12 protein-coding genes are annotated in these 12,040 nt (G+C 36.0%); all 12 read left to right on the top strand.

The genetic code is table 11. The features are described 5' to 3' along the window. From FFM66_RS00410 to FFM66_RS00355, 12 genes are read left to right on the top strand one after another with little or no spacing between them, the layout of a single operon-like run. The gene (locus FFM66_RS00410; RefSeq protein ID WP_137604692.1) at positions 1-786 is read left to right on the top strand and encodes a YveK family protein; all 786 of its coding nucleotides are present in this window, start codon (positions 1-3) and stop codon (positions 784-786) included. Positions 787-799: 13 nt separating this feature from the next. Beyond that, complete coding sequence (locus tag FFM66_RS00405) at positions 800-1,504, top strand: CpsD/CapB family tyrosine-protein kinase (protein ID WP_137604691.1); 705 nt, start codon at positions 800-802, stop codon at positions 1,502-1,504. 17 nt (positions 1,505-1,521) lie between these two features. Further along, positions 1,522-2,286 carry a tyrosine-protein phosphatase gene (locus FFM66_RS00400; RefSeq protein ID WP_137604690.1) on the top strand — a complete coding sequence of 255 codons (765 nt, stop codon included), beginning with the start codon at positions 1,522-1,524 and terminating at the stop codon, positions 2,284-2,286. Between the two features lie 12 nt (positions 2,287-2,298). After that, a complete protein-coding gene (locus FFM66_RS00395) occupies positions 2,299-4,116 on the top strand; it encodes a polysaccharide biosynthesis protein (protein ID WP_137604689.1) in 1,818 nt (605 codons plus the stop codon). 11 nt (positions 4,117-4,127) lie between these two features. Beyond that, positions 4,128-4,745 carry a sugar transferase gene (locus tag FFM66_RS00390; RefSeq protein ID WP_137604688.1) on the top strand — a complete coding sequence of 206 codons (618 nt, stop codon included), beginning with the start codon at positions 4,128-4,130 and terminating at the stop codon, positions 4,743-4,745. Continuing rightward, positions 4,742-5,614: an NAD-dependent epimerase/dehydratase family protein gene (locus tag FFM66_RS00385; RefSeq protein WP_137604687.1), complete on the top strand. Its 873-nt coding sequence runs from the start codon at positions 4,742-4,744 to the stop codon at positions 5,612-5,614. The genes FFM66_RS00390 and FFM66_RS00385 overlap by 4 nt, the downstream gene beginning before the upstream one ends. Beyond that, positions 5,604-6,830 (top strand): glycosyltransferase family 4 protein, encoded by a 1,227-nt coding sequence (locus FFM66_RS00380; RefSeq protein WP_137604686.1) that lies wholly within the window; start codon positions 5,604-5,606, stop codon positions 6,828-6,830. Before FFM66_RS00385 ends, FFM66_RS00380 begins: the two co-directional genes overlap by 11 nt. Before the next feature lie 2 nt (positions 6,831-6,832). Beyond that, the gene (locus FFM66_RS00375) at positions 6,833-7,855 is read left to right on the top strand and encodes a polysaccharide biosynthesis protein (protein WP_137604685.1); all 1,023 of its coding nucleotides are present in this window, start codon (positions 6,833-6,835) and stop codon (positions 7,853-7,855) included. After that, complete coding sequence (locus FFM66_RS00370) at positions 7,852-8,961, top strand: capsular polysaccharide biosynthesis protein CapF (protein ID WP_137604684.1); 1,110 nt, start codon at positions 7,852-7,854, stop codon at positions 8,959-8,961. Before FFM66_RS00375 ends, FFM66_RS00370 begins: the two co-directional genes overlap by 4 nt. A 2-nt stretch (positions 8,962-8,963) precedes the next feature. Beyond that, positions 8,964-10,088 (top strand): non-hydrolyzing UDP-N-acetylglucosamine 2-epimerase, encoded by a 1,125-nt coding sequence (gene wecB, locus FFM66_RS00365; protein WP_137604683.1) that lies wholly within the window; start codon positions 8,964-8,966, stop codon positions 10,086-10,088. 11 nt (positions 10,089-10,099) lie between these two features. Then, on the top strand, positions 10,100-10,933 hold the full coding sequence (locus FFM66_RS00360) for a glycosyltransferase family 2 protein (protein ID WP_137604682.1): 834 nt from the start codon (positions 10,100-10,102) through the stop codon (positions 10,931-10,933). 38 nt (positions 10,934-10,971) lie between these two features. Further along, positions 10,972-12,039 (top strand): glycosyltransferase family protein, encoded by a 1,068-nt coding sequence (locus FFM66_RS00355; protein ID WP_137604681.1) that lies wholly within the window; start codon positions 10,972-10,974, stop codon positions 12,037-12,039. Position 12,040: the final 1 nt, after the last annotated feature.

The following is a 12,040-nucleotide window of genomic DNA, read 5'->3' as shown; positions in this document are numbered from 1 at the left end:
ATGGAAGAGACAATTAGTTTAAAAGAAATTTTTGGAATTTTAAAGAAACACATCGCCGCAATTATCATTAGTATGTTTGCCGGATTGGCGCTTGCCGGGGCAGTTACTTTCTTTGTCATTACACCTAAATACAGTTCCCAAGCTCAATTGATTGTTACTTTGCCCAAAAATGATACAACCAATGTCAATGATGTCAATACGAATCTACAAATGATTAATACTTACAAAGATTTAATTGTTAGCGATTTGGTAATGAGTCAAGTAAAAGACACGTTGGAATCAGAATACGATCTGAACCTGTCTACGGGGGAAATTAAAGGAGCAATTGAAGTTACTCAGTCCCAAAATTCACAAATGTTCTCCATCAAAGCAACGAGTACGAAAGCAGTTGATGCTGAACATATCGCCAATACGACGGCGCAAGTCTTTCAAGAAAGTGCCAAAGACACGATGACTACCTCGATTGATAAAATTTCTATTATCTCGAAAGCAACTGCAAGATTATCTCCAGTTTCACCAAACAACAAATTGAACCTAGCAATTGGTATTGTATTAGGATTAATGGTCGGTGTGGGGATGGCTTTCTTATTAGAGTTACTGGATCGGACAGTGAAGGACGACAAATTCGTTACGGATACACTAGGGTTCACTATTCTAGGGACAGTTCCTCAAATGACCCAAAAGGAAATTTCGGCAACGACTCTGCAAACAAACTCAGTTTTATCAGATAATAAGAAAAAGGACGAAGATACGTCAACATCACGTCGCAGTCGATCTCGGGTATAGGAGGATAAAAAAGATGACAAAAAAACAAAATGAACGTAAAGGTAAAGAAAGTAATGCAGTAAGCCTAATTACTTTAGTTGATAAGTCTTCACTCGTCTCAGAACAATATCGGGCAGTTCGAACCAATATTCAATTTGCTTCTTCAACAGATAAGCAAATCCAAACCATCGTAGTAACTTCCTCTGGTCCGGGTGAAGGAAAATCAACCACTTCTGCTAATCTGGCTGTTGTTTTTGCTAATGCGGGACAAAAAGTGTTGTTAATCGATGCTGATTTGCGAAAAGCTACAGTGCATAAAACCTTCCGATTAAGTAACGAAATTGGATTAAGCACTGTATTAAGTACTACTCAAAATATTGTTGATGCAGCACAACCGACAACAGTTGACAATCTATGCGTGTTAACCAGTGGACCAAAACCGCCAAATCCTTCTGAATTGTTGGGATCTGTCCGGATGGATCAGGTATTGGCAGAAGTACGTAACCATTATGATATTCTTATTTTTGATATGCCGCCGGTCGTTACAGTAACAGATGCCCAAATCATGGCATCAAAAGTAGATGGTACGATTTTAGTTGTGCGGGAAAATGTATCATTGAAAGAATCACTTGTAAAAGCACGGAATTTGCTGGAAATGGTCCAAGCAAGGGTACTTGGCGTGGTCTATAATGGTGCAGAAAATATGAAAGATCAAGGCTATTACTACTACGGAAATTAAGTAAAGGAGACGGCGGAATGATTGATTTACATTGCCATATCTTACCGGGAATTGATGATGGTGCTCAAACAATGGATGATAGCATTGCCATGGCAGAAAAAGCAATCAGCCAGGGGATCACACATATTTTATGTACGCCCCATCATAATAATGGAAAATACAGCAATCCCAAGCAATCTGTCATTCCCTGCGTTCTCCGTTTGCAAGAAGAATTGGACCGTCGTCAATTGCCGTTGACGGTTTTAGAAGGACAAGAAGTTCGCATCACTGGTGATTTGCTTGAGGATATAAGACGTGATGAAATCCTCTTTACTGATTTAGAAGATACTTATATTCTGATTGAGTTTCCAACGTTGGATATTCCTGCTTACGCAGAACAAATTCTCTTTGAACTGCGAGGTTTGGGGAAGATACCGGTTATCGTTCACCCAGAGCGAAACGCTAAATTTCGAGAAGACCCGAATCGGCTAGTGCCGTTTTTGGATATGGGAGTATTGACACAGTTGACCGCTCCTAGTTATGTAGGGATTTTTGGTAAGTCGATTCAAAAGACGGCTAAAGAAATGGTGAAGCATAATTTGGTTCAAATGGTGGCTTCAGATGCTCATGGGGTGAATCGACGTAATTTTTATATGAAGGAAGCATACGAACAAATTGCCAAAGACTTTGGACAGGATAAAGTTATGGCAATGCAACAGGTAGCAAAAGATTTATTGAATGGTGATCTAATTACTTTTGCTGCTTATACACAAGTAAAAAAAAGGAAATTTGGATTGTTTTAAGGGGATGTTAGGGTGTTTGAGTTAACAAGGAGAAGAAAAGTAATCATTTTAGTGGTCGTAGATAGCTTACTGATCGCATTTGCCAACATTGCAACCTATTATTTCGTACAGCCATTTTTGCCCGTTTCATCAGCATTTATTCAAAAAATGACTCTTTTATCAATTGGGTTGTACTGGTTTTATGGCTACATTTTTAAAGTATTTACCCGAATCAATCGCTACACAAATCTTCGAGAAATGGTGGCGATTTTTGCTGCGGCCACCTGTCAACTTATTACTGGCATGGCAATACTTTTTTTCTTTGGCAATCAATACAGTCGAAGAATTGAAATTTTTGCATATATTGTCTCTATTTTTTTGATTATCGCTAGTCGATTAGTTTGGCGCCTGTTTGTGGAACATCGAAATATGCATATGGTTGATGGTACTGAAGCTAAACGAACACTAATTATCGGTGCAGGTGAAGGCGGACGAATTCTTTACAACAGTCTGCTAGGTTCAAAAACCGCCGGCGAAATCGATGTGATCGGATTTGTAGATGATGATCCCAATAAAGTAAAAACGTATCTTAGCGGAGTCAAAGTGCTGGGGAAAATCAAAGATCTACCGGATTTGATTCAAGCCCATGATATTGATATGGTGACAATCGCCATCCCATCCATGTCACGAAAAAAACTACGAGAAATTTTTAATACTCTTGAAAATTTAAAAGTAAAAGTAAATGCGATGCCATCTATGGAAGAGATGGCATCTGGTAAAATCAGTATGTCTCGTCTAAAAACCATTGATGTCGTAGATTTATTAGGACGAGAGGAAGTTGCCTTAGATATTGATTCTATCAAAGATCAGTTGACGGATAAAGTGATTTTAGTCACAGGAGCTGGTGGTTCGATTGGTTCTGAAATTTGTCGTCAAGTCATCCAATTTAATCCAAAGCAATTATTATTGCTAGGTCATGGAGAAAACTCCATCTATTTAATTGATCGTGAATTGAGAATAAATTATAGCGACAAGCTAACCGAAATCGTGCCGATCATTGCGGACGTTCAAGACAGAGAAAAGATTTTCGAAGTCATGGCTCACTATCAGCCAGATATCGTCTATCATGCTGCAGCCCATAAACATGTGCCGATGATGGAGTATAATCCGAGAGAAGCAGTAAAAAATAATGTTTACGGTACGAAAAATGTGGCGGAAGCCGCAAAAGCTACTAACGTCAAAAATTTCGTGATGATCTCTACCGATAAAGCCAATAATCCGCCAAACGTCATGGGTTCCACGAAGCGAATCGCAGAAATGATCGTGACGGGATTAAATGAAACAGGAAAAACCAAATTTTCTGCTGTCCGTTTTGGAAATGTCTTAGGTTCACGAGGCAGTGTAATTCCAGTTTTTCGGGAACAAATCGCCAAAGGTGGACCCATTACAGTGACAGATTTTCGCATGACTCGTTACTTTATGACAATCCCTGAAGCTAGCCGATTGGTAATTCAATCTGGTGCTCTTGCAAAAGGGGGCGAAATCTTCGTATTGGATATGAGCGAACCGGTCAAAATTTTGGATCTTGCCAAAAATATGGTCCGTCTCAGCGGCTATTCCGAAGATGAAATTGAAATCGTCGAAACCGGTATTCGTCCCGGAGAAAAATTGTATGAAGAATTATTGTTAGACAAAGAACGCAACGATGCAGAAGTTTATGAAAAAATCTTTGTTGGAAATATCAAAGGGTATTCCATCCAGAAAGTGATGGATTTTGTCGATCATCTGCCAAAGGATGATCATGAATTAGCCAAAGAAGTCGTTCGTTTTGCGAATGCTTCGAATAAATAGGAGTTGGAAACGTGTATAGGAACGGACTTAAACGAGGCATTGATTTCTTGCTTTCATTGATTGGCATCATTGTTTTGTCGCCAATTTTTCTGCTTTTGTTTTTAGCAATCAAGCTAGATTCAAAAGGTCCAATCATTTTTAAACAAAAGCGGGTAGGAAAGAACAAACGCTACTTTAATATTTATAAATTCCGGACGATGCGGGTAGATACTCCTAAAGAAATGCCGACCCATCTGTTGGAAAATCCAGACTATTTTATTACAAAAGTCGGAAAATTCTTGCGGAAAACCAGCTTGGATGAATTACCTCAATTGTGGAACATTCTAAAAGGGGATATGGCAATCATTGGGCCTCGTCCTTGCTTATGGAATCAGTATGATTTGATTGAAGCAAGAGACATTTACGGCGCAAACGACATCCGTCCGGGACTAACTGGATTGGCGCAAATCAGTGGACGTGATGAATTGGAAATACCAATCAAAGCAAAATTAGATGGCACCTATACAAAGGAAATGTCTTTTGGGTTAGATATCAAATGTTTCTTTGGCACAATTGGTGCAGTCTTTAAAAGTGATGGTGTGGTAGAAGGCGGAACCGGGTCGTTGAAGGATAAAGGAGAGAAAGAATGAAGCGGATTTTGATTACTGGCGCTAATAGTTACATTGGTACTTCTTTTAAAACCTATATGCAACAATTCGGGGATGACTATCAGATTGACACGATTGATTTAAAGGATGGTTCGTGGAAAGAAAAGGATTTTTCTGGGTATGATTCGATTATCCATCTAGCAGCTATTGTGCATGTAAAAGAGAAAAATGAAGAATTATATTATCAGGTCAATCGTGATTTAGCAGTTGAAACAGCGAAAAAAGCAAAAGACGAAGGGGTTAGTCAGTTTATTTTCTTTAGCTCCATGTCAATCTTTGGTGTAGATACGGGAGTTATATCAAAAGAAACGATACCACAGCCAAAAACACCTTATGGAAAATCAAAACTAGCAGCAGAGAAATTAATCGGTGAGCTTGATTCACCTAGCTTTAAAGTTTGTATTTTACGACCACCGATGATTTATGGACCGAATACAGTGGGAAATTATCCACGTTTAGCTAAACTGGCAAAAAAAAGTCCTATCTTCCCAAAAGTTAAAAATCAAAGAAGTATGCTTTATATCAATAATTTAGCATTATTTCTCAAATTAATGGTTGATTCTCAGCTATCAGGGACATACCATCCTCAAAATATAGAATACGTAAATACATCTGATATGGTAGAAAAAATTGCTGAGATCAATAATAAAAAAATCAGAATGATTCCTGGGTTTAGTGGTTTAATCCAGCTTTTATCGAAAAAAATCAATGTGTTCAACAAAGTCTTTGGTACGCTTGTTTATGATAAAGAAATGGAAGGTTATCCTGAAAGTGTCATTCAAGAATTTCAATTATCTTATCAGGATAAAAATTTTGAGAAAAGTATTATGGAGACGGAAAATGAAGCGTGATGTTCTTTTTATGTGCCAATTCTTTTATCCAGAATTTGTTTCTTCAGCTTTATTGCCCTATCAAACGGCAAAAGGTCTGGTTGAAGCCGGTATAAGCGTGGATGTTTTATGTGGATATCCAAAAGAATATTCTGATTCAGAAAAAACTGTTCCTTTGAATGAAACAGTGGAAGGTATCACGATTCATCGAAAAAAATATCTTCAATTGGGAAGAAAAAATTTTCTTTCTCGGTTAATCAATTATTTTTCGTTTACACTAGCTATAGGAATTAATTTATTTAAATGTCGTAAATATAAGATTCTTATTGTCTACTCAAATCCACCGATATTACCAATTATTGCTGTTATCGCAAAGAAACTGTTTGGTTGCAAAATTATTTTCGTCAGCTATGATTTGTATCCTGAAATTGCAGTAAATTCAGGTGTCCTCAATGAGAGTGGAATTATTTCTAAAGTAATGAGATTTATTAACAAAAAATTATTTAAAAACGTTTCTAGAGTAGTGAGTTTATCACATGATATGAAACGATATATTGTTGAAAATCGAGAAATATCTTCAGAAAAAGTTCAGGTGATTCCAAATTGGGCCACAGAATCATTTCAAACTACGGATACGATAACTAATGAACAGCTAAGAGAAATTCGAGCTGAATACCGATTAATTGTTTCGTATTTTGGAAATATGGGAACTGCTCAAGATATTGATACTTTAATGAAAACTATAAATGACGAAAAAATCAAACAGTCAAAGATTGCCTTTCTTTTTGCCGGTCACGGAAATAAAAAGGATAAATTAAAAGCATTTGTTCAAGAAAATCAACTTTCTAATTGTTATGTTTTTGACTATCTTAAAGGCGAGGACTTCACCGAAGCACTAAATATAAGTGACTTGTTTGTAGTTACATTAGAAAATAGCATCTCAGGATTAGCAGTACCAAGTAAAACCTATAGCTATTATCAAGCAGAAAAACCTGTCATAGCAATTATGGATAAAGATACCGATATCATCTTGGAAATCGAACAATATCAAGCCGGTATTGCACTAGAAAATAATGCTAGCCAAGAGTTGATAAGAGTTCTTATGAAAATTCAAGAAGATGAGGAAACATTACTTGCAATGAAAAAAAATGTATCAAAATTGCATAATGAAAAATACAAAAAAGAATATCAAATTCAAAAATATATTGATTTGGTAGGTAATATATTGGGGGAATAGACGTGTTTAAAGATAAAGTGTTGTTGATTACAGGTGGAACCGGTTCGTTTGGAAATGCAGTAATGAAGAAATTCCTGCATTCAGATATTAAAGAAATTCGTATTTTTTCACGGGATGAAAAGAAACAAGATGATATGCGGAAAAAATATAACAGCGATAAATTGAAATTTTATATTGGCGATGTTCGAGACATCAATAGTGTAAAAAATGCGATGTATGGTGTGGACTATATTTTCCATGCAGCAGCACTGAAACAAGTGCCTTCTTGCGAATTTTTCCCAATCGAAGCTGTGAAAACCAATATTTTAGGAACAGAAAACGTACTGACTGCTGCAGTTGAAGCTGGGGTAAAACGGGTGATCTGTTTATCTACCGACAAGGCAGCTTATCCAATCAATGCAATGGGGATTTCTAAAGCAATGATGGAAAAAGTAATTATCGCCAAAGCGCGTGCCGTGGAAGGGTCAAAAACGACGATTTGCTGTACACGCTATGGAAATGTTATGGCTTCTCGTGGTTCGGTTATTCCTTTATTCATTGACCAAATCAAAGCTGGAAAGCCATTGACGGTAACTAATCCCGATATGACTCGTTTCTTAATGAATCTGGATGAAGCAGTAGGCTTAGTTGAATTTGCTTTTGCAAATGCTGAAGCCGGCGATATCATGGTACAAAAATCCCCTGCCTCAACAGTCGGTGATCTAGCACAAGCAGTAAAAGAATTATTCAATGTGGATAATGAAATTCATGTGATCGGAACTCGTCATGGGGAAAAACGCTACGAAACGTTGCTTACGAAGGAAGAATTCTTGGTATCAAAAGACATGGGTGGTTTCTACCGAGTACCGGCTGACAAACGCGACTTGAATTATGATAAATACTTTGTTGATGGGGAACAAGAATTGTCACAAGATGAAGAATACAATTCAGATAATACTCATCGTTTGACTGTGGCTGAAATCAAGGAACGGTTGCTTGAATTAGACCTAGTCCAAGAAGAATTAAAGGCATGGAATAACAAATGAAAATACTTGTAACGGGATCAATGGGATTTGTCGGCAAGAATCTCATTGCTGAACTAAAAAATCAAGATGAACATGAAATTTACGAATTTGATAAGGAAACACCTAAGGAACTGCTAGTTGATTATTGTAAAAATGCAGAATTCATCTTTCATCTAGCCGGTGTCAATCGTCCAGAAACAACGGCTGAATTTATGGAAGGTAATTTTGGCTTTACTTCGGAGCTGCTTGATTTGTTGAAACAAGCCAATAATACGTGTCCAATCATGTTGTCATCCTCTATTCAGGCAAAACTGGATAATCCGTACGGTGAAAGCAAACGTGCAGGAGAAGAGTTGCTGCAAAAGTATCATGAAGAAACCGGTGCAGAGATTTATGTCTATCGTTTCGCCAATCTTTATGGAAAATGGTCGCGACCAAACTACAATACGGTTGTCGCAACCTTTTGCTATAAGATTGCCAGAGGAGAAGAAGTCAGCGTAAATGATCCAAAAGCAACGATTGACTTATGTTATATTGATGATGTTGTAAAGGAATTGCTGAATTGTCTCCAAGGAAACCCAACAGTGCAAGATGGGTTTGGTTTTGTTCCTGCGATTGATCAAGTATCTGTTGGTGAATTGAGAGATCTGATTGTTTCTTTTAAGGAAAATCGACAAACATTAGGATTACCAAAATTAAATCGTAGAATCGAAAAAAATCTATATAGCACATATCTCAGCTTTTTGCCGGAGGATCAGTTTAGCTATCCCTTGAAAATGAATAGCGATCAACGTGGTTCATTTACCGAGTTTTTGCGTACGCCTGATCGTGGGCAAGTTTCTGTAAACATTTCAAAACCGGGAATTACGAAAGGAAATCACTGGCATCACACCAAAAATGAAAAATTTTTAGTGGTCAGTGGGACAGGTGTCATTCGCTTTAGAAAGATTGATTCGGATGAAGTGATTGAATATTTTGTTTCTGGTGAAAAACTGGAAGTAGTAGATATACCTGTGGGCTATACTCACAATATAGAAAATTTAGGGGAATCGGATATGGTGACGCTTATGTGGGTCAATGAACCCTTTGATCCAGAAAATCCAGATACCTATTACGTGGAGGTTTAATTGTGAAAAAATTGAAAGTGATGACTGTCGTTGGAACACGTCCAGAAATTATTCGTTTATCTGCTGTATTAAATAAATTGGAAGAATCAGAAGCAATCGAACACATTTTGGTTCATACTGGTCAAAACTATGATTATGAACTAAATGAAGTGTTTTTTGAAGATTTTAAATTGAAAAAACCAGATTATTTCTTAAATGCAGCAGTCGGCACAGCTATTGAAACTGTCGGCAATATTCTAATTAAAATCGATCCAATTTTAGAAGAAGTCCAACCAGATGCGTTTCTAGTTTTAGGCGATACGAATAGTTGCCTGTGTGCGATTGCGGCAAAACGTCGTCACATTCCAATTTTCCATATGGAAGCAGGAAATCGGTGCTTTGATCAACGGGTGCCTGAAGAAACAAACCGCAAAATCGTTGACCATACCTCAGACATTAATTTGACTTATAGCGATATCGCAAGAGAATATTTGCTTCGAGAAGGACTGCCAGCTGATCGTGTGATTAAGACGGGAAGTCCAATGTTTGAAGTGTTAAATTCACGAAAAGAAGATATTGAGAATTCGGATATTCTTGATCGTTTAGAACTAACAAAAGATAATTATTTTGTCGTATCTGCTCACCGTGAGGAAAATATCAGTTCAGAAGCGAATTTCTTGAACCTGGTAGATAGCTTAAATACAATTGCGGAATTGTATCAATTGCCAATCATCATCAGTACACACCCTCGTACAATGAAGATGATCGAAGCAAAAGGAATCAAGTTCCATGAATTAGTACAAACTATGAAACCAATGGGATTCAATGATTACAACAAGCTGCAAATCAATGCAAAAGCTGTTTTGAGTGATAGTGGTACCATCAGCGAAGAGTCCTCTATCTTGAATTTCCGTGCATTGAATATCCGTCAAGCGCATGAACGTCCAGAAGCAATGGAAGAAGCCAGCGTTATGATGGTTGGTTTAGAAAAAGAACGAATCTTACAAGGTCTAGAAGTATTGAAAACACAGGAACAAAGTACTTTACGACACGTAGCAGATTATTCAATGCCAAATGTTTCGGAAAAGGTATTGCGAATTATTCTTTCTTATACAGATTATGTGAACAGAGTGGTGTGGAGTAAGTGAGGAAAATCGATATGACTGTTGTCATTTTAACAAAAAATGAAGAAACAAATCTACCTGAGTGTTTAGAATCTTTAAACAAAAGATTTCAACGAGTTGTTATAGTTGATAGTTTTAGCACAGATGGAACTAAAAATGTTGCAAAACATTATAATGCAGAATTTGTACAACATGAATTTGTTAACTATGGGAAACAGTTTCAATGGGCAATTACTCATCTAGATATTACTACACAATGGATTTTTAGGTTAGATGCAGATGAACGATTGACAAGTGAATCTCTGAATGAGATAGCTGTTTTAAGTGAGAAAAATAAAGATACTAATGTTAATGGTATAATCTTTCCTTTAGAAGTAAACTTTTTAGGTAAGAGATTAAGACACGGTGGTACCTTCCCATTTAAAAAATTATGTATATTCAAGCAGGGAAAAGCTTTTATGGAAGAACGAGAAATGGACGAACAAATAGTTCTTACAGAGGGTATCTCGGTTGAAATGAAACATATATCGAAACATGAAGATTTTAAAGACCTTACCTTTTGGATTGATAAACATAATTGGTATGCTAGTAGAGCTGCAAAGGATTATCTTCATAATTTACAAAACAATGGAAAAGACGATTATCAGTCATTAGACACACCTGCAAAGATTAGAAGGTTTTTAAAATACGGTTTATACTATCGATTACCGAGTATCATTAGAACAAACGCTTATTTCCTTTATAGATATATATTTAGACTAGGATTTTTAGATGGGTATGCAGGCTTTTTATACGCTTTTTTTCAGGCGTATTGGTATAGAGTACTAGTAGATGCTAAAATTTATGAGTATAAGAACAGTATTGGATAAAATAACTTCTAAATATGGAAGTGAGGATGTAAAAAAAATTGGCGAAGGTATTAATTCTTTCAACTGTGAATGTGAAACATATGACTGGAGCAGCTTTGTATTATAATTTGTTTGAATCACAAAATATCCCTTTTGATATAATATGTGTTGATAAGTATGGAAGTTTAGAAAAAAAGCCAACTGGTACGGAAAAGATTTATCAGTTTCCTTTGAATTTTAAGAAGAGTACTAACAAACTAGTAAAATTGATGAAATATATTTCTTTTAGAAGATATGCTTCAAAAATAATTAAGCGAAATCAATATTCTAGAATCATAGTATGGGGAACCGAGACAGCAATTTTATTTTCAACATTGCTCTCATCCAATAAATATGTGCTTAACATTAGAGATTATGCAAATTCTGATAGACCAGTGATAAAAAATGTACTAAAAAAAATTATTAATAATTCGTATTTCACGACTATTTCTTCAAGAGGATTTGAAAAATTTTTACCTAAACATGATTATTTCTTATTAAATAGCTTTGATAAAAATTTTTTGAGAGATGACTATTATAAGTTTATACCTAGAAATAAACCAATAAGAATTAGTTTTATTGGATCAGTAAGGTTTTTTGATATTGATAAGAAGGTACTAGATATATTTGCAAATGATGATAGATTTAGAATACAGTTTTTTGGTGTTGGATCAGAAAAATTAAAAATCTACGCGAAAGAAAATTCGATTCGAAATGTTAAGTTTCATGGTTCTTTTATTCCTGAAGATACACCATCGTTCATTCGAGATTCGGATATAATAAATAATCTATATGGGTTTGATAACATGGCATTAGATACAGCAACTTCCTTAAAATATTTTTTTTCTCTCTATTTTAAGAAGCCGATTCTGGTCTTTGAAGGTACTTACATGGAGACGTTAACGAAGGATATTGGTTATGTGGTTCCAAGAAAGTTGCCAGAGAGTTTACCTAGTGATATCTATGAATGGTATATTTCTTTAAATTCAAGTGAATTCGAATTTTTTATAGAAGAAAAGATAAATAATATAGAAGATGAAAATAAGAAATTGTTAAAAAAAACGTTGACTTTGGTTATGGAGGACTAGA

The organism is Enterococcus songbeiensis (assembly GCF_005405265.1).
Classification (GTDB): Bacteria; Bacillota; Bacilli; order Lactobacillales; family Enterococcaceae; genus Enterococcus_C; species Enterococcus_C songbeiensis.
This window is presented reverse-complemented; position numbering and strand designations above follow the sequence as displayed.

Excerpts from the sequence above, each read along its gene's own strand:
- FFM66_RS00385 (WP_137604687.1), top strand. The coding sequence starts at position 4,742 with ATGAAGCGGATTTTGATTACTGGCGCTAATAGTTACATTGGTACTTCT.
- FFM66_RS00380 (WP_137604686.1), top strand. The coding sequence starts at position 5,604 with ATGAAGCGTGATGTTCTTTTTATGTGCCAATTCTTTTATCCAGAATTT.
- FFM66_RS00410 (WP_137604692.1), top strand. The coding sequence starts at position 1 with ATGGAAGAGACAATTAGTTTAAAAGAAATTTTTGGAATTTTAAAGAAA.
- FFM66_RS00400 (WP_137604690.1), top strand. The coding sequence starts at position 1,522 with ATGATTGATTTACATTGCCATATCTTACCGGGAATTGATGATGGTGCT.
- FFM66_RS00405 (WP_137604691.1), top strand. The coding sequence starts at position 800 with ATGACAAAAAAACAAAATGAACGTAAAGGTAAAGAAAGTAATGCAGTA.
- FFM66_RS00360 (WP_137604682.1), top strand. The coding sequence starts at position 10,100 with ATGACTGTTGTCATTTTAACAAAAAATGAAGAAACAAATCTACCTGAG.
- FFM66_RS00370 (WP_137604684.1), top strand. The coding sequence starts at position 7,852 with ATGAAAATACTTGTAACGGGATCAATGGGATTTGTCGGCAAGAATCTC.